18 protein-coding genes are annotated in these 19,348 nt (G+C 72.3%); 9 read left to right on the top strand and 9 right to left on the bottom strand.

Translation table 11 applies throughout. From position 1 onward, the window contains the following. The first annotated feature begins 43 nt into the window (after positions 1 to 43). A complete protein-coding gene (locus AB0B35_RS19080; RefSeq protein WP_361046970.1) occupies positions 44 to 1,231 on the top strand; it encodes a damage-control phosphatase ARMT1 family protein in 1,188 nt (395 codons plus the stop codon). Between the two features lie 136 nt (positions 1,232 to 1,367). On the opposite strand, the gene AB0B35_RS19075 is transcribed toward AB0B35_RS19080, so the two are convergent. The 3 genes from AB0B35_RS19075 to AB0B35_RS19065 form a co-directional block, all read right to left on the bottom strand. Further along, complete coding sequence (locus AB0B35_RS19075) at positions 1,368 to 3,188, bottom strand: hypothetical protein (protein WP_361046967.1); 1,821 nt, start codon at positions 3,186 to 3,188, stop codon at positions 1,368 to 1,370. A 93-nt stretch (positions 3,189 to 3,281) separates the two neighbouring features. Further along, positions 3,282 to 4,073, bottom strand: a complete 792-nt coding sequence (locus AB0B35_RS19070; RefSeq protein ID WP_361046964.1) for a maleylpyruvate isomerase family mycothiol-dependent enzyme — start codon at positions 4,071 to 4,073, stop codon at positions 3,282 to 3,284. Between the two features lie 37 nt (positions 4,074 to 4,110). Then, positions 4,111 to 4,785, bottom strand: coding sequence for a M15 family metallopeptidase (locus tag AB0B35_RS19065; protein WP_361046961.1), 675 nt, complete (start codon positions 4,783 to 4,785; stop codon positions 4,111 to 4,113). A gap of 161 nt (positions 4,786 to 4,946) precedes the next feature. Here AB0B35_RS19065 and AB0B35_RS19060 point away from each other — a divergent pair, with 161 nt between their 5' ends. From AB0B35_RS19060 to AB0B35_RS19040, 5 genes are all read left to right on the top strand, one after another. Beyond that, positions 4,947 to 5,411, top strand: coding sequence for a hypothetical protein (locus AB0B35_RS19060; protein WP_361046958.1), 465 nt, complete (start codon positions 4,947 to 4,949; stop codon positions 5,409 to 5,411). 409 nt (positions 5,412 to 5,820) lie between these two features. After that, positions 5,821 to 7,074: a hypothetical protein gene (locus tag AB0B35_RS19055; protein WP_361046956.1), complete on the top strand. Its 1,254-nt coding sequence runs from the start codon at positions 5,821 to 5,823 to the stop codon at positions 7,072 to 7,074. 471 nt (positions 7,075 to 7,545) lie between these two features. Continuing rightward, positions 7,546 to 8,181 carry a TetR/AcrR family transcriptional regulator gene (locus tag AB0B35_RS19050; protein ID WP_361046953.1) on the top strand — a complete coding sequence of 212 codons (636 nt, stop codon included), beginning with the start codon at positions 7,546 to 7,548 and terminating at the stop codon, positions 8,179 to 8,181. Further along, positions 8,175 to 9,908, top strand: coding sequence for an ABC transporter ATP-binding protein (locus tag AB0B35_RS19045; RefSeq protein ID WP_361046950.1), 1,734 nt, complete (start codon positions 8,175 to 8,177; stop codon positions 9,906 to 9,908). Before AB0B35_RS19050 ends, AB0B35_RS19045 begins: the two co-directional genes overlap by 7 nt. 121 nt (positions 9,909 to 10,029) lie before the next feature. After that, on the top strand, positions 10,030 to 11,925 hold the full coding sequence (locus AB0B35_RS19040) for an ABC transporter ATP-binding protein (protein WP_361047047.1): 1,896 nt from the start codon (positions 10,030 to 10,032) through the stop codon (positions 11,923 to 11,925). A gap of 85 nt (positions 11,926 to 12,010) precedes the next feature. On the opposite strand, the gene AB0B35_RS19035 is transcribed toward AB0B35_RS19040, so the two are convergent. The 5 genes from AB0B35_RS19035 to AB0B35_RS19015 form a co-directional block, all read right to left on the bottom strand. Then, entirely contained in the window at positions 12,011 to 12,787 is a 777-nt protein-coding gene (locus AB0B35_RS19035) for a class I SAM-dependent methyltransferase (RefSeq protein WP_361046948.1), read from the bottom strand. Positions 12,788 to 12,925: 138 nt separating this feature from the next. Further along, positions 12,926 to 13,735, bottom strand: a complete 810-nt coding sequence (locus AB0B35_RS19030; RefSeq protein ID WP_361046945.1) for a TIGR02569 family protein — start codon at positions 13,733 to 13,735, stop codon at positions 12,926 to 12,928. A 66-nt stretch (positions 13,736 to 13,801) separates the two neighbouring features. Beyond that, complete coding sequence (locus AB0B35_RS19025) at positions 13,802 to 14,779, bottom strand: hypothetical protein (RefSeq protein ID WP_361046942.1); 978 nt, start codon at positions 14,777 to 14,779, stop codon at positions 13,802 to 13,804. A gap of 44 nt (positions 14,780 to 14,823) precedes the next feature. After that, on the bottom strand, positions 14,824 to 15,321 hold the full coding sequence (locus AB0B35_RS19020) for a hypothetical protein (protein ID WP_361046939.1): 498 nt from the start codon (positions 15,319 to 15,321) through the stop codon (positions 14,824 to 14,826). Further along, complete coding sequence (locus AB0B35_RS19015; RefSeq protein ID WP_361046937.1) at positions 15,318 to 16,031, bottom strand: helix-turn-helix domain-containing protein; 714 nt, start codon at positions 16,029 to 16,031, stop codon at positions 15,318 to 15,320. Before AB0B35_RS19015 ends, AB0B35_RS19020 begins: the two co-directional genes overlap by 4 nt. A gap of 43 nt (positions 16,032 to 16,074) precedes the next feature. Here AB0B35_RS19015 and AB0B35_RS19010 point away from each other — a divergent pair, with 43 nt between their 5' ends. From AB0B35_RS19010 to AB0B35_RS19000, 3 genes are all read left to right on the top strand, one after another. After that, positions 16,075 to 16,488, top strand: coding sequence for a group III truncated hemoglobin (locus tag AB0B35_RS19010; protein WP_361046935.1), 414 nt, complete (start codon positions 16,075 to 16,077; stop codon positions 16,486 to 16,488). A 64-nt stretch (positions 16,489 to 16,552) separates the two neighbouring features. Beyond that, the gene (locus AB0B35_RS19005) at positions 16,553 to 16,978 is read left to right on the top strand and encodes a hypothetical protein (protein ID WP_361046932.1); all 426 of its coding nucleotides are present in this window, start codon (positions 16,553 to 16,555) and stop codon (positions 16,976 to 16,978) included. A 175-nt stretch (positions 16,979 to 17,153) separates the two neighbouring features. After that, positions 17,154 to 18,356 carry a hypothetical protein gene (locus AB0B35_RS19000; RefSeq protein WP_361046930.1) on the top strand — a complete coding sequence of 401 codons (1,203 nt, stop codon included), beginning with the start codon at positions 17,154 to 17,156 and terminating at the stop codon, positions 18,354 to 18,356. Between the two features lie 79 nt (positions 18,357 to 18,435). On the opposite strand, the gene AB0B35_RS18995 is transcribed toward AB0B35_RS19000, so the two are convergent. Continuing rightward, the gene (locus AB0B35_RS18995) at positions 18,436 to 19,326 is read right to left on the bottom strand and encodes an alpha/beta hydrolase (protein ID WP_361046927.1); all 891 of its coding nucleotides are present in this window, start codon (positions 19,324 to 19,326) and stop codon (positions 18,436 to 18,438) included. Positions 19,327 to 19,348 lie beyond the last annotated feature (22 nt).

Below are 19,348 nucleotides of genomic sequence, written 5' to 3'. Positions count from 1 at the left end.
ACTTCGCCGTGATCGGGTGACGGCGACGCGGGGGGCGAGACGAGTGTCCGAGGCTGACCAAGGGCTTGCCGGCGCGCCGCCGATCCTCAGCGATGTGCCCGGCTCGTTCACCTGGCGGGTGCTGCACGACCGGCATCCGGCGATCATCGAGCAGGTCGCGGCGGCGTTCCCGTATCCGCCGCGTATCCGTGCGGCCCTGGCGCGGCTGGCGCGGGACGCCGTGTCCGGCGTCGTGGAGCCGCTGCCCGCCGACGCCCACGACGCCGCTGACTGGGCCCGCTGGAGCGCGCCCTACCTGGGCATGGCCTGGTACGACGTGCCGTTCCTGTGGGCCGAGAACTACTTCTACCGGCGGCTGCTGGAAGCTGTGGAGTACTTCCGGCCCGGCCCGTGGCGCGGGCTGGACCCGTTCACCCCGCAGAAGTCGGCCGAACTGGCCGACCCGGCGCTCGACGCCGACCTCGCCGCGCTGGCCGACCTGGCCGGTCGTCCCGCCGAGGAGCAGCTGACCGCGGCCGTGGACGCGGCGCTCTGGGGCAACCGCGCCGACCTGGCCACCCGCGTGTCCAACCCCGAGGCCGAGCACCGCAAGCAGGCGTCCGACCTGGTCGCCGACGACAGCGCGGCGCTGCGGCGGCTGCTCGCGCCGGGCACCGGCGGCACGGTGTGCCTGGTCGCCGACAACGCCGGGCGCGAACTCATGCCCGACCTGGTGCTGATCGACGTGCTGCTGCGCAACGGGCTGGCCGACCGGGTCGAGCTGCACCTCAAGCCCCAACCGTACTTCGTCTCCGACGCCATGCTGCACGACCTGCTGTCCTGCCTGCGACGGCTGGCCGAGACGGCCCCGGGGCTGCGGGAACGGCTGTGGTCGGCGCTGGACGACGGGTCGCTGGAGGTGCTCACGGACGGGTTCTACTGCGAGCCGCTGAGCTATCACGACCTGCCCGGCGACCTGGCCGCGCGGTTCCGGGCGGCGAAGCTGACGATCGTCAAGGGCGACCTGAACTACCGCCGCCTCGTCGGAGACCGCCACTGGCCCGCGCACACCCCGTTCGACGCGGTGACGGAGTACTTCCCCGGGGCGGTCGCGGCGCTGCGTACGCTGAAGTCGGAGGTGCTGGTCGGCGCACCGGACGTGGCGGCGCTCGACGCCGCCGGGCCGGGCTGGCGGCTGGACGGCACGCACGGGCTGATCCAGGTGCGGGCAGCCGCGGTCGGCAGACCATGATCGCGTGGTCGCCGACCTGAGCCGCGACGGCCTCGCCCGGTCTGTGCTCGAAGCCCACCCGTAGCATCCGCCCGAGAACCTCGCCGACCGTCGCACCGTGCCTGACACGGCCGGACCGGCCCGGTGGCAACGCCGGTCAGCGGCGGCTGAACAGGTTGCGCAGGTTCGAGACGCCGATCGCGACGGCCGCGGCGACGGCGAGCACCCCGAAAGCGATCCGCAGGTTCGTCACCAGCAGCCAGGTCAGCCAGCCCAGCCCGACGACGATGGCCAGGCTCGCCAGGAACAGCAGCAGGCGGCGGCGCAGCACCGCCTCGACGGCCATCACCGCCAGCACCGCAAGCGTGCACGCCAGCAGCAGCGAACCCTGCTCCAGCAGCAGCGCGAACCCGAGCAGGAGCAGCAGTACGGACAGCGACGCCCCGGCCCAGAACCGCAGCAGCGCCCCGGCCGGGGCGGCGACGTCGGGCACGACGCGGTTGCGCAGGTGCGCGTGCGGCGGCGGCAGCGGCGGCACCCCACCCACCGCGCGGAGCTGGTCCCGTTCGTTGACCGCGGCGCGGCGGCGGGCCCGCAGCTGCGCCACGGACTGCTCCTGCGCGTTCAGGGCGGCGGCCGCGCCGTCACCGCCGCGGCGGCTCGCGGTGACCGTCGGTGGCAGCACCTCCAGCCCGGCCGACATCCGCCGCAGCTCGTCCTGGCCGTCGGCGATCCGGCCGTCGAGCTCGGCGATGGTCTCCGCCAGTTCGCGGGCCCGGTCGGCCCCGGCGCGCAGCGCGCGGGCGGGCGTCGGCGGCACCTTGTCCAGCCCGGCCCAGCCGACCGGGTCGCCCCACGAGGCCCGGATCGCGCCGCTGCGCTCGTAGCGGGGACCGGCGGGGGCGCGCTCGCCGCCGAACGGGTCGGCCGTGTCCAGACCCCACAGGCCGCGGTAGTCGCGCACCCAGGGTGTCGCCGAGTCGATCAGGATCGGGGTCCACGGCCGGGCTGTGCCGGGGCCGATCCGGGTCCCGTCGCCGCGGCGGTAGTCGACGTACGGGATGCCGAGGCCTTCGGCGACCTTGCCGCGGGTCCACGGGAACAGCACAGCCCTGACCCGGGTCAGCGTGTTGAGTGCGCCCTCCAGCGCGGGCGGCTGCACCCGCACCAGGTAGTCGCCGGGCAGGTACGCGCCCGAGTGCGAGCCCGCGCCCGCGTTGGCCACCAGGTGCGTGCCCTCGACCCAGGTCAGGTCGGGGTCGTCGGGGCGGCGGCGCAGCTCGTCGCCGACCTCGTCGTGGGAGGAAAGCGCCACCCAGGCGAGCTCGAACCCGTCCTCCGGCGACGGCACCAGGTACAGGGTGAGCTGCTCCCAGTCGGACTCGTGGTCGTTGACGCCGCTGAAACTGGACCGCCAGTCGTTCATCGCGTACAGGAACCAGTACTGGATGACGACGTAGCCGCCGTCCGAGCTGACGTGGGCGTGGTAGGCGTCGGTCTGCGGACCGGCGGCGGCGTACTGGCGCTGCACCGCGGCGGTGAGCCCGCCCGGGACCCGGCCGCGCAGCGTCAGCGACAGGCGCAGCAGCGAGTCGATGAACCGGCCGAGCAGCCCGACCGCAGCCAGCCGGGACACCCCGGTGAACTTCGGCCGGTCCGGCCTGCGCCGCCATTCCCGCAGCTCACGATGCCCCAGGCCGCGTGGGGCGTAACGCAGGAACAGCGCGGCCTCGGGATGCTCCCGGGCCGTTGCGGCCAGCCGGTCGGGGTCCAGCTCGCCGTGGTCGACCAGCAGCGTCGGCGCGCCCCGGGACGTGCGGTGCGAGGCCCACAGCGCCGCTCCGGCCAGGTAGGTGTCCACGGGCATCGGGAAGAACATCTCGCCCGTCGTGAAGCAGAGCACCGGCTCGTATCGGCGCACCAGCGCGCGCAGGTCGACCCCTTCGAGCAGTCCCGCACGGTCGTCTACGCCGGTCACCACCGTAGTGTCACAGCTCCGGCGGGACCGATCAGGCGAAACCTGCTCATACCGTCCCGCCCGCGCCGAGCCGGCGCGGGCGGGACACCGTGCTCAGAAGCCCCGGAACACCTGGCGGAGCAGCGCCAGGTCCGCCTCGCCCGAGGTCTGTACGGCGGCCGGGGTGTGCTGCGGCGAAAGCCGGCCCACGATCAGGCGCAGCCAGGCCTCGGCGGGCAGGCGGAGCACGCCGTCTGCGTCGGCGGGCGCGTCGGTCACCTCGACCTTGTCGGCCAGCCGCAGGCCGTGCACCGCGTCGGGGCCGGTGGTCTCGACGCGCAGGACCAGCGTCCGGCCGTCGAGCGCCTCGGACTTGGCCAGCCAGCCGAACATGCCGCCGAGCGTGCCCGTGAGCAGCGGCACCGCCTCGGCGGCGAGCACGGCCCGCGGGTCGCCGCCGACCCGTACGTCCCAGGAGTGGAAGGTGTACTCGCTCAGCCGCAGGCTCGCCGCGGTGGCCACATCGACCGGCGCGGGCAGGAAGCCCATGTCGATCCGCAGGTCCGCGCGCGTGCCCGCGTCGAGCGACTCGTACTTGGCCAGCAGGGCGTCGTTGGCGGCGAGGAAGCCCTCGGCCCGTGCGGCGGGGGCCATCGCGTCCCAGCGCGCCCATACGCCCTTGTTGAACTCGAAGCCGGGGTTGGGCTCGCCCGCCAGCGCCGCCTCCACCGTCGCGAGGTGGATCTCGGCGCCGCTGCCCAGGTGGCTGAGCACCTGGGACACGTCCCACTCGGACGCGCCCGACGGGCCGGTGAGGTCCGCTTCCGGCAGGTCGCGCACGTGTGCGGCGAGCGTGTCGTGGCCGGACCGCAGCGCGGCGATGGCGGCGTCGGCGGAGCTGGTCATGGGTACTCCTCGGTGATCGCGAAGGTCGTCGGCTGGATCAACCCCGGACCCGACCCGCTTGTTCCGCTCCGACCGAGGCGACCGGGCCGTACCGGGTCTGCACGGCGCGGGTCTGCAGGGCCCAGTAGCGGTCGCCGTAGGACCAGTGCCACCACTCGGTGGGGTAGTTGACCATGCCCACGCCCGACAGCGCGAGCGACAGCACGTCGCGGTGCTCGCGGGCCGTCGCCGATACGTGCGGTGAGGCGGTGAAGCAGGCGTCCGCGCTGGCCAGCGGGCTCGCGTTGACGGCGGTGCCCATGTCCAGCTCCATGCCGTCCTCGGTGCACACGGTCAGGTCGACGGTGCCGCCGGTGCTGTGCGGCGCGACGTCCGGCGGCGAGACGTACTTGCTCGCCTCGGTGTGCAGCCGCTCGGCGTCCCATCCCGGGTGGGCGGCCCGCAGCTCGTCCTTGTAGCCCTCGAAGTACTCGGTCTGCAGGCGCAGCGGCCGGTACGCCTCGATCACCAGCAGCCGCAGCCCGTCCGGCAGGGCCCGCTGCGCGTCCAGCAGGCGCTGGGCGACACCCTCACGCAGGTGGGCGTACGCTCCAGCGGGATCGGCGAGCCGCGAGTCGATCCGCAACTCCGGCACCTCCCGCAGGTCGATCATGGGTTCGCCGGTGTCGCCGAGGGCGATGGCGGAGATCCGGCGGTCGGACAGCAGGATCATGCCGCCGCCTCGCTAATCAGGTCGGTCACGGTGCACAGTCCACCCGACCGGCTGCGAGGTGGACGTTAGCCCGAACGCTCACACCGTGCTCACACCCCGGCTCGCAGCCCGGCGCAGGCGCGTCACCGGCCGATGACGCACCGGCGGGCTAGCATCCGGCAATGACGATTCTCGCGGACGTGACCGGTGACTGGACCGGGGCCAACGGCTTCCGGCTGATGCCTCAGGACCCGTTCGCCGAGTCGCCGGCCACGCTGACGCTGACCACGGCGGCAGGCGGCCACATGACGACGGTCGCTTACACCTGGGCGCACCCGACCGACGGTCCGCAGCAGGGCCTGCTCGCCCTCGGCGCGGGCGAGGAGCCGGGTGCGGTGGTCGGGCTGTGGAGCGACTCGTGGCACCAGCAGCCCGCGGCCAGGACGATGCCCGGCACCGTACGCGACGGCGGGGTCGTCGAGTTGGAGGCCGACTACGGCGGCGGCTGGCGCTGGCGGATCATCATCGACGCCACGGGCGCGACGCTGCAACTGCGCATGGACAACGTGATCCCCGCCGAGCACGCCACGGCCGAGATCGCCGCCGGGCCGTACCCGGCGATGCTCATGACGTTGCGCCGCCGCTGAGACCGCCGACGCCCAGTTCACCGACCGGCCACCCGGGAGGTCACCGCCCGTCGATGCGATGGGCCAGCCATTCCGGCATGCCCGCAGCCCGCACGAACCACTTCGTCCTCAACGGATCGGACGACCTGACCTACCGCCTGGCGCAACAGCTCTCGGAGCGCTACCGCGCCGAGGTCGTGGTGCTGATGACCGAGGCGGAACAGGCCGCGGCACGCGACTTCACCGACCGGACCGGGTCGCGCTGGGACCGCGAACGTCGACCGGCTCACCGTCGTCGCCACCCGGGACGGGCTGACCATGCGCAACCGGCGGCGGTGACCGCCCGATCGTGTCACGTCCATCACCGGCGGGCCCGCCGCCAGTTGGTACCGGTGGTGGGCGCACATCGGGAGACACGGGGAGCTTGGACATGTGGATTCGCAGGTCGCTGCTGGCCGCCGCGGGCACGGCGTACGCGCTGCTGCCGCTGACCGCCGCCGCGGGCGCGCCCGTGCCCGGGGTGCCGGAGCCGGTGGTGCCGGACGCGGTGTACCCGCTGGTCGCTTACGCCGAACCGAACCTGGGCGGGGCGTCGCAGGCGTTCGGCGCGGGCGTGTTCGACGCCGACTCCGGCGGCCTGGGCGCGGTCGGCGGTGACGCCGTGTCGTCGCTGCGCGTGGCCGAGGGCTTCCGCGTGCTGGCCTGCGACCGCACCGCGGCCCGGAGCGCGGACGCCGCCGACGGGCTCGGCTCCTGCCGCTACTTCGACGCCGGCTGGTACGACCGGGTCGGCGGCGGCCTCGACGACAGGATCTCGCTGCTGACCGTGGTCGCCGCGAAGGAGACCGGCCAGGGGGTCACCGTGTACGGCGAGCCCGCGCTGTCCGGCGGCAGACTGCACCTGGGCCCCGGCCGGTACGAGGCGGCCGCGGGCGACCTGGACCGCCTCGACGCCGTCCGGTCCCTGTCCGTGGCCGACGGCCACCAGGCCGTGCTCTGCGACAGCGACCGCTCCACGGCCACCGCCAGCGGCAACCCCGGCCTGTGCCAGGTCTTCGGACCCGGCGAGCACCCGGCGGTCGGCGACGGCCTGGACGGGGCGGTCTCCCTGGTCGCGGTCGGCGGCCCGGCGGTCACCGCGACGAGCGAACCCGGGTTCGCCGGAGCCGCACAGTCGTTCGGCCCCGGGGTCCATCGGGCCTCGGCCGCGCAGCTGGCCACGGTGGGCAACGACGCGATCAGCTCACTGCACGTGGCAGCCGGTCAGCGAGTGCTGGCCTGCGCCGACGACCAGGCCGCGCCGGCCGTGCTGGGAGAGTGCACGCTGCTCGGCTCCGGGGTGCACGAGCTGGCCGGGACGGGCCTCGACGACGGGATCTCCCTGCTGGCCGTGTCGGCGGGCCCCTCGACCGGCCAGGTCCTCACCGCGTACGCCGACGGCGGTTTGACCGGTTCGTCCGGGGCGTTCGGCGCGGGAATGTTCGCCGCCGCCGATCTCGGCACGGTCGGCAACGACGCGATCAGCTCGCTGACCCTCGCCGACGGCGGCCGCGCGGTGCTCTGCGAGCACGACGCCACCGCGCCGGGCGAGGTCGGCGCGTGCCGCCTGTTCACGGCCGGCGACCATGCGACGGTCGGCAAGACCCTCAACGACCAGACATCCTTGATCTTCGTCGCTTCCTGAGCGGTTCCACGCCGGCGCCGGCTTCGCGGCCGGCTCCTCGGCGGCAGCGCCTCGGTCCCCCGTGAAGCCGGAAGGTCGCCTGCCGCTCCATGCGTGCCGGCCGCGTCGAGGCGTGGCCGGCTGAGGGCGTGGAGCCCGCCGCGTCACGCCCCGCCAGCCGGCCTCCCCGTCGGCTCAGCCCGGCCGATGTCCCGAACACCCTCGTCGCCGCCAGACGGACGGCCCGGGTCGCCGCACACGTATTGTCATCGCGCACACACGCTGCGTACCGTCGCCTGCGATGGTCACTCGGCCTGCGGCTACATCTTTTTTGATGTGGGCACATCAAAAAAGATGTAGCCGCTCAATGAGCGGCTCCTCGCACCGGCGCTACCCAGAGTCACCAACGGCACCAGCCCTGCGCCACCGGCCACCTCGTGCCGCGCGCACGCTCTACGCCGTCGGCGTACAACCGCATAATCGCGTTGCGGAGTGAGTGCTCACTCATTTAGAGTCGCCGCCGTGACTGACGCCTCCCCCAGGCGCCGGGTTTCCCCGTTGACCCCCGAGGACCGGCGCGCCGCGATCATCGCGGCGACCCTCCCCTTGCTGCGTGCCGAAGGTGTGCACGTGAGCAGCAAGCGGATCGCCGAGTGCGCGGGTGTCGCGGAGGGGACCATCTTCCGCGCCTTCCCCGACAAGAACGCCCTGATCGCGGCGACCCTCGCCCACGCCTTCGACCCGGCCCCCACCATCGAGTCGATCAAGGCGGTGGCGGGCGACCCCGATGTCAGGTTCCGGCTCAAGACGGCGGTGCGGATCCTCACCCGCCGCTTCCGCGACAACGCCCCGCTGATGATGTCGCTGCGCGGCAGCGGACTCGCCGTGGTCACCACCACACCCGTGTTCGACCCCCGCGAGGCGCTGACCGGCATCTCGGATGCGGTGGCCGAGCTGATCTCCGATGATGCCGACCGGTTCCGGCTGCCGCCGCAGACCGTCGCGTCCCTGCTCATCTCGATGGTGTTCTTCAACAACCGCAACGAGGTCCTCCCCGAAGACCAGATCGTCGACGTCGTCCTGGACGGCGTGCTCTCCCCCGAGGCCAAGAAAGAGCCCGCATGCTGATCACACTCGTACGCCGCCAGCTGCGGCCCTACCGGCGGCACATCTCGCTCGTGGTGCTGCTGCAGTTCGTGCAGACGGTGGCGAACCTGTATCTGCCCACCCTCAACGCCGACATCATCGACCAGGGCGTGGTCAAGGGCGACACCGGCTACATCATGCGCATCGGAGCCGCCATGATCGGCGTCTCGCTGGTGCAGATCATCTGCTCGATCGGGGCGGTCTACGTCGGTGCGCAGGTCGCCAGCGCGCTGGGCCGCGATGTCCGGGCCGCGATCTTCGACCGGGTGCAGTCGTTCTCCGCCCGGGAGGTGGGCCACTTCGGCGCGCCGTCACTGATCACGCGTACCACCAACGACGTGCAGCAGGTCCAGATGCTCGCGCTGATGACCTTCACCATGATGGTCAGCGCGCCGATCATGATGGTCGGCGGCATCGTGCTGGCGCTGCAGCTCGACGTGCAGCTGTCCGGGCTCCTACTTGCCGTGATCCCGGCGCTGGTCCTCGGCATCGGCTTCATCGTGTGGCGGATGCGCCCGCTGTTCCGGGCCATGCAGACCAACATCGACGAGGTCAACCGGGTGATGCGCGAGCAGATCACCGGCATCCGGGTGATCCGCGCGTTCGTCCGCGACCGGCACGAGCAGGAGCGCTTCGCCGGCGCCAACACCGAGCTGACCAACGTGGCGCTGGCCGTCGGCAAGCTGATGGCCTCGATGTTCCCGTTCGTCATGCTCGTCATCAACATCTCGACGGTCGCCGTGCTGTGGTTCGGCGCGCACCGCATCGACAGCGGCGGCATGGAGATCGGCGCGCTGACCGCGTACCTCAGCTACCTGATGCAGATCCTGATGGCCGTGATGATGGCGACCTTCATGTTCGTGATGCTGCCGCGCGCCGAGGTGTGCGCGGAGCGCATCGAGGAGGTGCTCGGCACCGACTCCAGCGTCGTCCCGCCGACCGCGCCGGTCGCCCCGGAAGGGCTGCGGGGGCATCTGGAGCTGCGCGACGTCGAGTTCAGCTACCCGGGCGCGGAGGAGCCGGTGCTGCGCAGCATCGGCTTCAGCGCCCGGCCCGGTGAGACCACCGCGATCATCGGCAGCACCGGCAGCGGCAAGTCGACGCTGCTGCACCTGGTGCCGCGGCTGTTCGACGCCACCGGCGGCCGGGTGCTGGTCGACGACGTCGACGTGCGCGACATCGAGCCGCAGGCCCTGTCCCGGGCCATCGGCTTCGTCCCGCAGAAGCCATACCTGTTCTCCGGCACCGTCGCGTCGAACCTGCGCTACGGCAAGGCCGACGCCACCGACGAGGAGCTGTGGCGGGCCCTGGAGGTGGCGCAGGCCAAGGAGTTCGTGCAGGCCATGCCCGAGGGCCTGGACGCGCCGATCGCCCAGGGCGGCACCAACGTCTCCGGCGGCCAGCGCCAGCGCCTGGCCATCGCCCGCGCGCTGGTCAGCCGGCCCGAGATCTACCTGTTCGACGACTCGTTCTCGGCCCTGGACTACGCCACCGACGCCGCGCTGCGCCGGGAACTGTCCCGCGAGACCGCCGACGCGACGGTCGTGATCGTCGCCCAGCGCGTCAACACCATCCGCGACGCCGACCGCATCCTCGTCCTCGACGACGGGCAGGTCGTCGGCACCGGCACCCACAGCGAACTCATGAACAGCAACGTGACCTACCGCGAGATCGTGCTGTCCCAGCTCACCGAGGAGGAGGCGGCATGAGCGAGCGCAGCGAGCGAATCATGAGCCCCGTGCATCACGTCGGAGCCGAGCGCAGCGAGGTGACGGCGTGACTCAGACCCCCGTACGCCGTGATTCAGGGCCTCGTTTCGGACCCGGCGCGATGATGGCCGGCCCGCCGCAGGGCAAGTCGCTCAACTTCAAGCAGTCCAGCCGCCGCCTGCTGAAACTGCTGGTCCCCCACCGCATCGCCGTCTGGTCGGCCGTGGTGCTCGGCGTCATCGGCGTGGGCCTGTCGGTGATCGGCCCGCGCATCCTCGGCCACGCCACCGACGTGCTGTTCACCGGCATCATCAGCGGCAACATGCCCGAGGGCGCGACCAAGGCGCAGGCCGTCGACGCGGTCCGCGCCCAGGGCAACGGCACGCTGGCCGACATGCTCAACTCGATGGACCTGGTCCCCGGACGCGGCGTCGACTTCGACGCGCTCGGCCGGGTGCTGCTGGTCGCGCTCGGGGTGTACGTCGCCGCGTCGCTGTTCTCCCTGATGCAGTTCCGGATCATCACCACCGTGGTGCAGCGCGCCGTGTTCGCGCTGCGCGAGCAGGTGGAGACGAAGCTGTCCCGGCTGCCGCTGAGCTACTTCGACGGCCAGCAGCGCGGCGAGGTGCTCAGCCGGGCCACCAACGACATCGACAACGTCGCGCAGACGATGCAGCAGTCGCTGAGCCAGCTGATGAACTCGGTGCTCACCATCGTCGGCGTACTGGCGATGATGTTCTGGATCTCGCCCCTGCTGGCGCTGATCGCGCTGGTCACCGTGCCGGTGTCGGTATGGGTGACGATGCGGATCGGCAAGAAGGCGCAGCCGCAGTTCATCGCGCAGTGGGCCGTGACCGGCAAGCTCAACGCCCACATCGAGGAGATGTACACCGGCCACTCGCTGGTCAAGGTGTTCGGGCGGCAGCAGGAGGCGGCCGAGACGTTCCGAGAGCACAACGAGGCGCTGTACAACGCGGGTTTCAAGGCGCAGTTCATCTCCGGCATGATCCAGCCCGCCATGTTCTTCATCGGCAACCTGAACTACGTGCTGGTCGCGGTCGTCGGCGCGCTGCGCGTGGCGTCGGGCTCGCTGTCGCTGGGCGACGTGCAGGCGTTCATCCAGTACAGCCGCCAGTTCAGCCAGCCGCTGAGCCAGGTCGCCGCGATGTCCAACCTGGTGCAGTCCGGTGTGGCCTCCGCCGAGCGGGTGTTCGAGCTGCTCGACGCGACCGAGCAGAGCCCCGAGCCGGTCCCCGCGGCCCGGGTGCGGGACCTGCGCGGGCAGGTCAGCTTCGAGCACGTCGCGTTCCGGTACACCGAGGACAAGCCGCTGATCGAGGACCTGTCGCTGGTCGTCGAGCCGGGGCAGACCGTGGCCATCGTCGGCCCGACCGGCGCGGGCAAGACCACGCTGGTCAACCTGCTGATGCGCTTCTACGAGGTGACCGGCGGGCGCATCACGCTCGACGGCGTCGACATCGCCGCGATGGACCGCGAGGACCTACGGTCCAAGACCGGCATGGTGCTGCAGGACACCTGGCTGTTCGGCGGCACCATCGCCGACAACATCGCGTACGGCGCGGACTCCCCCACCCGGGAGCAGATCGTCGAGGCCGCCAAGGCCGCGCACGTGGACCGCTTCGTGCGTACGCTGCCCGACGGCTATGAGACGGTGCTGGACGAGGACGGCACCAACCTCAGCACCGGCGAGCGCCAGCTGATCACCATCGCGCGGGCGTTCCTCGCCGAGCCGAGCATCCTCATCCTCGACGAGGCGACCAGCTCCGTCGACACGCGTACCGAGGTGCTCATCCAGCGGGCGCTGAACTCACTGCGCAGCGGCCGGACCAGCTTCGTCATCGCGCACCGCCTGTCCACCATCCGCAACGCCGACGTCATCCTCGTCATGGAGCACGGCTCGATCGTCGAACACGGCTCCCACGACAAACTGATCGCCTCCGGCGGCGCCTACGCCCGCCTCTACGAGGCCCAGTTCGCCGGCGCCGCCACCGACTGAAACCAAAGGAAGGGCACCTTCTTAACGGACGTCCGTGTAGAAGGTGCCCTTCCTTCGTTTCGGGGTTGCGGAGGGTGGGTGCGGGTCAGTGGCGGAGGGTGCGCAGGACGCCGGTCAGCATCGGGAGGGTGAAGTCGCCGCCGGAGGTCTCCGGCTGGGCCGCGAGGTAGGCGCGGAGCCGGTCCGCGGTGGCCCGCTGGTCGGGTTCCGGCATGACCAGCACGCCCGCGCGGGTCGCGAGGGTGGCGACGAGGGAGTCGGCGGTGCGGTGCTGACCGTGCGGGAACTCGGCCTGCTCGGGTGAGCCGAACCGGGCCGGTCCGGTGTGCGGCAGGTGCAGGCCCGCCGTCGCGGCGCGCCAGTTGCGCAGCGTGTCGCGCGGGCCGATGACGGCGCTGCCGCCGACCCGCTCCAGTCCGGAGATCCAGTCGACGCGGTCGTCCAGGACGTTCCACAGTCCGGCCAGGACACCGCCGGGCGCGAGCACCCGGGCGATCTCCGGCCCGGCGACCGCCATGTCGAACCAGTGCATCGCGTTGCCGGCCAGCACGGCGTCCACGGAGCCGTCCGGCAGCGGGATCATCTCGGCATTGCCCTGCAGGGCACGGACGCTCGGCAACGTACCGCGCAGCTGCGCCAGCATCGCCGGATCCGGCTCGACCGCGACGACGTCGATGCCCAGCGCGACCAGCGTCGCGGTCAGCTTGCCGGTCCCCGCGCCGAGGTCGAGCACCCGCGGGCCGGGTGCGGGCGCCAGGGCCCAGCGCACCGCGGCCTGCGCGTAGTCCGGGCGGTGCTCGGCGTAGGCGGCCGCGGCCGCGCCGAACGACGAGGAGTGAAGGAACCGTTCATCTTGATCCACACCAGCAGCCTATTGGTGCTGGGCCGCAACGGCGACCCGCAGAACCTCAGCGGCACGTACAGCCGCCGCTCGCCCGGCTCGCACCCGGCGACAGGGTCTCGCCGGCGGCGGAGAGCGGCGGGCGAGTCACCCACACACCTACTCCAGCCTGGCAAGCACCAGATCCACGACAGACCGGTATTGCTCGACACGCTCCGTCACGGGCAGCCCAACCCGGCGGCGGCCCTCGTTGGTGGCGATCCGATACATCAGCGCACGCACCAGCATCTGATCCCACTCGGCGCGGTCGGCCCAGCGATCCGGCAGCGCTTCAGACGCATCGTGCCAGGTCATGGCATCCACTACGGCCACCGCCAGCGCCCACGACGCCGGCCGATGATAGACCGGCCAGTCTATGACCGCCGGGGCGAGCCCGTCGGCGAACATCACGTTGCCCAGCAGATCACCGTGGACCACCTGGGACGGCGAGTGCACCGGCCGTCGTGCGCGAGCCAGCGGCTCCAGTACCTCCGTCATCACCTCGCCGCCACGCAGCGGCAGTTCCTGCCAGGCGACGCGGTCGCCGAAGCTCCACGGATCGTCCCGGTCGTCCAGGAACGACGGTCGCGCGAGCCCGGCCAGGGCCTCATGGAACGCATCCCCTGCCGACAGGACGTCGTCCCACCGCCGGGGGTCAGGGCTGCCGGGCGTCAACCGCCATGCCTGCCAGCCCAGCACCGTCCAGCCGCCGTCGGCGGCCCGCACCGGCTGGGCGACCCGGAACCGTCGGCTCTCGGGCAGGCTCGACAACACCTCGGCGACCCATGTCGTCTCCGCCTCCAGCCCGCCGGGCTTGACGACGACATCGCCGGCGCGCCAGGTCCTGCCCTGACCACCCGGCATCCGGAGGGCCGGGCCGCGTCCACCGAACGCCGCCAAGATCTCCGAATCGGGAACGTCACGGGCCACCCCGGCAACCTAGCCGCCGTGTCCAGGCCGAGTCGACCGCTTTCGCCCCGCGCCACGCCTCCTGGGTCAAGCGGTCGGCTGCGGACCGCGGAGCAACTGCATGAGATGGTCCATCTCCTCCGCGGTGACGTTCGCGTCGAGGTGGCTGCGGACCCCGGCGAAGTTGTGTTCGTACAGGAAGTCCACGTCGACCCCGCGTTCCTGCATCGTGGCGCGGACCGGCCAGTACCTGCCCACGCGTTCGGCGAGCTCGTGGCGGCGTCGGGCGATGGCGCGCGGCGTGACCGAGTCGTAGAGCCGGTCCGGGTCGTGAACCGCCTGACGGGCCAGGTCGTCCTCCCAGAACTCGAGTGTCCACCCCGGCCACAGCTCGGCCCACCGCTCGCGCAGGCCGCGCAGCGGCTCCAGGCTCCACAGCCCGGCCCGCTTGGTCGCGGGGTCGAGGTCCAGACCGGATCTCGGCACGTCATCGGCGACGTCACCCGGCAACTCGGGCCCGGCGGCAACCCACTCGACCAGGTCCGGCCCCATCCACCAGCGCTGCCAGGCCTGGTCGGGGCTCAGTCCGTAGAGGCGGACCAGGCCGTCGGCGCCCCGGACGGTGACGACGGACCGGACGGAGTCGCCCGGCAGGAACTCGTTGCGCTCGGACTGCTCCGGCTCGTTGTCGACCCGCGCGGCCGCCGGGTCGAGGCCGACGTACGCCATCAGGTCACCGATGCCGTCGTACGCCCACCGGATCTCCCAGCCGGACCACGTCGCCGCGTACGCCTCCAGCATCGCCGCCCGGTAGGCCAACCGGTTGAACGTGGTGTTGAACAGCAGCAGGACCCGCTTGTCGACGTCCATCAGCACGCCGCCCTCGCACATGAGATCGCTGAACCAGTGCTCCTCGGCGTAGTCGCCGGCGTGCGCGATCCAGCGCAGCACCACCTCCGGGCCGGGCGCGAACAGATAGTCGATCCCGTAACCCGCCCCGCCGCCCTGCGCGTACACCGTGTACTCGCCGTCGCGTACGACGACGTAGTTGACTCTGCTGCCCACCGGGGCACCTTAGCGGCTGACCGATCATCCGGTGGCCCGCCCGGTCAGGACCTCGCGCGATCCACGGAAACCGAAGGACGTGCGGTGGGCGGAGTCCGGACCGGCTGCGCCAGGAGCCGCAGCAGCAGGTCGACGCCCAGCGCCGGCAGCGCCACCAGCTTGATCCCCTCCAGCGCGATGTACGCGAGGTGCAGCATCGACTCCGGCGGGCTGCCGCCATCGATGATCAGCTGCGCGCGCTGGTCGAGCAGCGGGCGCAGCACCAGCGCCTGGGTCAGCAGCAGCAACCACAGGCCGCCGGTGACCACCCACCGCCACCTGCCGATCGTGACGCCCAGCAGCGCCACGGTCAGCACGGCCAGCAGCACGAACTCGGCGATGTTGAGCGCCTGGAAGACCAGCCGGCCGATGCCCAGCCCGAGCGCGGTGGTGATGCCGGGGGCGCGGAACTTCAGCGGGGCCTCCAGCAGCGAGATCGCGGCGACCATCCCGAACCACACGAACGGCGTCGCCACCTGTGCGACCGCACGGACCCTGCTCACCGGGCCGCCCGGATCTCGGCGGCGCACACGCCGGGCCGCACGAACGGGTGCAGGTCCGCGTCGAACGCCTGCGGCGACAGCCCGTCCACGGTGCCGCGCAACAGCCCGAGGTGCACGCCGCACACCACGTCGGGATGCCGCCGGGCCACGTCGAGGAACGGGCAGGCGTGCAACTCGATCCGCGCGGCTCCGGCCTGCGGCGTGCGCTCAGGGTCGAAGCCGAGCTCGGCGAACAGCGCCATGGCCCGCGCGACGGCTTCGTCGAGCGTGGCCACGCCCGCCCGCCCGGCGGCCCGGTCCGGCGCACCTCGGTCCGGTTCGGTCTGCGCGGCAGCGGTGCCCGCCTCGATGGAGGACGTGTGCCGCAGCCAGCGCCGGCCGGCACGCTCGGCCAGTTCAGCGCCCCGAGCCCCGTCGAGCTGGCCCGCGAGCATCTCCGCGAGCAGCGCGTAGCCGCCCGCCTCCGCGGCGGGCGTCACACCGGCGTACACCGCCTGCGGGCGGCCGGGGCCGCCGCGGGGCACGCTGGTCTGCACCACGTACCCGGCGTCGATCAGGACTTTCAGGTGGAAACGCACCGTATTCGGGTGTAAGCCGGTGGCTTGCGCCAGCGCGGTCGCGTCCTGCGGCGTGCCGGCCTGGCGCAGCACCTCCAGCACCCGCCTGCGGCTGGCCACTGCGAGTGCGCCGTAGGTCATATCGTCAGCCACGGACCCAATATATACGATGGCGATAGTAAAAAAGGAGGAGCCCGTGCGCACCGACATCACCGACCGCGCCGACATCACCGGGGTCGTGACCGACTTCTACACCCGGGTGTACGCCGACGACCTGCTCGGCCCGATCTTCAGCGACGTCGCGAAGATGGACCTCCCCGCCCACCTGCCGATCATGAGCGACTTCTGGGAGACGGTCCTGCTGCGCACGGGCAGCTACCGCCGCAACGCGCTGCAGTCGCACTTCGACCTCAATCGGCTGGTACGGCTGGAGCAACACCACTTCGACCGCTGGCTGACGCTGTGGCGGGCCACCGTCGACGACCGCCACGCGGGCCCCCTCGCCGAACTGGCGAAGACGCAGGCCGGCCGAATCGCCGGGTCGATCGGGCGGCGGCTGGCCGGCTCGACCGGCAGCGAGCACGTCACCATCTCGACCGTCAGGCCGTGACCGGACGTCCCATACTGAAGGCCGCCGAGGTGGGCTCGCAGCGGACCCGTGGAGAGGACCGGCCATGTCACGAGCGAAGGTGGTCGCCGTCGGACTGCTCGCACTGGCCCTGGCGGCCGCGGCGGCCTGCTCGCCCGCGACGGGCGAGCCAGCGGCGTACCAGGTGTCGGTGGATCTGTTCTCGGGCCGGGAGAACCCCGAAACCGCGCTGAGCGCCTCCGTCGCCGAGCGGATCTACGGTGAGCTGTCCGGCCGGGCCACGGACTTTCAGGACGCCGCCGACCCGGCCACGCCCCTTGGCTTCCGCGGGTTCGTCGTCACACCGCGCACGGGCGCACATCCCGTCCTCCGGGTCACCCGGGATGCCGTGTACACGATCCGCGACGGCGTCCACCGCAAACTCGCCGACCCAGCGGGCGCGTACTACCGGACCATCCTGGACGACATCCGATCGCGACTCCCCCAGGACGTGATCGACGCACTTGCGTGAACACGGGCGCTTGACAGCGCCCCGGTCCGTTCGGTTAGCTCGTTCCCAGCGCGTTCGGGTACGCGCCGAGACTCGCCGGAAGGCTCGAAGCCACCCCGCCTGTTGTCAGGCTGGGCGACGTTCACCGACGCTCTCATCCGCCTGTGCGAGTCCGGGCGTGGAGCGAGGTGCTCACATGAAGACGCTGCCCGACAATCCCGACCTCGGTCACCTGCGCCGGCAGGCCAAAGATCTGCTGGCCGGGCTGCGTGACACCGAGCCGCGGGTCACGCTGGCAGGCGCACAGGCCTCCCTGGCCGAGCAGTACGGGTTCCGCACCTGGGCCGACCTCAAAGCCGAGGTCGACCGCCGCCGCGGCCGAGCCGAGATCGCCGATCCCGCGCTGGCGCGGCAGCTCGCCGCCCGGTTCGGCCTGGGTGAGGTCACCGGTCCGATGCGGTCGGTGGCCCGGCCGGACGAGATGGGCCGGCGCTGGTCGCTGGAGACCGATCGCGGCCGGTGGGCACCGCGCACTGTCGACGACGTGTTCCCGGTGACCGACGGCGAGGCGAACACCCGGTTCCAGCAGGCCGCCGCGCGGGCGGGCGTGGCCCTGCCGGCCCCGGTCCGCAGCCGGTCCGGGGCGTCGGTCGAGTCGATCGAGGGCAACCGCTGGCGGGTCTACGAGTGGCGGCACTCCGGTCCGCCGCTGGCCGCGCCGGTCAGCGCGTCGATCACGTACGCGGTCGGCGACACGATCGCGCTTCTCCACGTCCTCCGCCTGCCCGCGAACGAGGTCTGCCCGTGGAGTTCGGTGCGGCTCGGGACGGCGAGCTGGGCGGAACTCGCCGAAACGGTCGCCGGGAAGGGGGTCGGCTGGGCCCCGGCCCTGGCCGCGGCGGTACCCGTGCTGTCCGAGTTGGAGAAGGTCGGCCAGGGCGCGGCCGTACCGGAGCCGGTGCTGTGCCACAACAACGTCACTCCCGGCAACGCCCGCCTCGGTATCGGCGGCTGCCTCATCCTCACCGGGTGGGAACATGCCGCCGGACTGCCACCGGCGTGGGAGCTGTGCACCGCGCTGGCCGCATGGGCGGTGGACCCTCGCGGCGGAGTCAACGTCGCCGGGGCCCGTGCCCTGGTCGACGGCTATCGCGCGCGGGCCGGTTCGCTGCCGCCGTTGAGCGTCGACTCGTTCCGTGGCGCGGCGACGAGGCTGCTGAACTACGTCGCCGGACAGGCCGACGTGGCGCTGGCCGCAGAAGGTGAGCAGGACCAGCGGTACGCCGATCGCAACATGCGGCACCTGCTGACCCACCTGCCGTCCCGGACGACGTACCAGCAGGTCCTCGACGCCGCTCTGACGGCGGATGGGCCCGCTCCGGCAGCCGCCCGCGGCTGATCCGGTCAGCCTGCGCGCGGGTCGGTCGCGTCGACCCACGCGACCGGCCCGCGCGCAGCGGATGGAAACAGGGCAGCACTCAAGCGCCCCGCCCGAGCCGTGCCTTCTCGACGACCGCGAGCACGGCTTCCGTGACCGCATCAGGACGACTGCCGTGGATGTAGTGCCCCGCCTCGGGCACGACGGCATGCTCGCCCTGCGGCGCGGCGGCGGCGACCTCAGCCTGCAACGCGGTCCACCGGGTCCGCATACCCTTCGGCAGACCCGTGGTCGCGCTCAGCACGACCACGGGCACATCGGGCAGCCGCGAGCCGGCGCGCAGCCGCCGGACCAGCGGAACCTGCCCGGCGACCATGCGACCCTCGGCGATGCCCGTGCGGAACCGTTGCTCCTGGGCGTGGCAGGCCATCTCCGCCTCGACGAGCAGATCCTGGACCCGAGGGTCGTCGGTCAGCCGACGTGCCTGCTCGGCGGCTTGCTCACGCAGCGGTCGGTCGGCGCGCCCGAGGGCCTGGCGCACCACGTCCGCACGCGCGAACACCGCTTCGGCGGCGCGTACGATCCACGGCCGGAACTCCTCGTGCGCCGGATCGACCAGCACGAGCCCTGCCACCAGGTCCGGGTCCGACCAGGCGACGACCTGGGCCAGCAGGCCGCCCCAGCTGTTGCCCACCAGGACGCACGGCCCGCCGCCCGCCTGGGACAGCAGTGCCCTGAGATCGTCGAGCTGCGACTCGAACGTCAGCGGCGTGGCCGGGTCGCTGGCCCCGAACCCGGCGCGGTCGTACGCGATGACCCTGGTGTGCGGCACGAGCGCCGGCAGGATCGGCAGCCAGGTCAGCGCGGGAGTGCCGCTGGCCGCGTCCAGCACGACGGTCGGCCCGCCCGTGCCCGCCTCGACCCAGCGAAGTTTGCGCTGCCCGAAAGCGATCTCACGGCGGGTCGCCCCGCCCGGCAGGAGCGCTGCCACGGCCCGCAGCATCACGTCGTCC

Origin of the sequence: Catellatospora sp. NPDC049133 (assembly GCF_040648455.1) — a bacterium.
Taxonomy (GTDB): Bacteria; Actinomycetota; Actinomycetes; order Mycobacteriales; family Micromonosporaceae; genus Catellatospora; species Catellatospora aurea.
Note: the sequence above shows the minus strand (reverse complement) of the source record. Positions and strands in the feature narration are given on the sequence as shown.

Coding starts and splice junctions, on each gene's coding strand:
- AB0B35_RS19070 (WP_361046964.1), bottom strand. CDS start 4,073: ATGACCAGCTCCGCCGACGCCGCCATCGCCGCGCTGCGGTCCGGCCAC.
- AB0B35_RS19065 (WP_361046961.1), bottom strand. CDS start 4,785: ATGATCCTGCTGTCCGACCGCCGGATCTCCGCCATCGCCCTCGGCGAC.
- AB0B35_RS19060 (WP_361046958.1), top strand. CDS start 4,947: ATGACGATTCTCGCGGACGTGACCGGTGACTGGACCGGGGCCAACGGC.
- AB0B35_RS19055 (WP_361046956.1), top strand. CDS start 5,821: ATGTGGATTCGCAGGTCGCTGCTGGCCGCCGCGGGCACGGCGTACGCG.
- AB0B35_RS19045 (WP_361046950.1), top strand. CDS start 8,175: ATGCTGATCACACTCGTACGCCGCCAGCTGCGGCCCTACCGGCGGCAC.
- AB0B35_RS19040 (WP_361047047.1), top strand. CDS start 10,030: ATGATGGCCGGCCCGCCGCAGGGCAAGTCGCTCAACTTCAAGCAGTCC.
- AB0B35_RS19005 (WP_361046932.1), top strand. CDS start 16,553: ATGTCACGAGCGAAGGTGGTCGCCGTCGGACTGCTCGCACTGGCCCTG.
- AB0B35_RS19000 (WP_361046930.1), top strand. CDS start 17,154: ATGAAGACGCTGCCCGACAATCCCGACCTCGGTCACCTGCGCCGGCAG.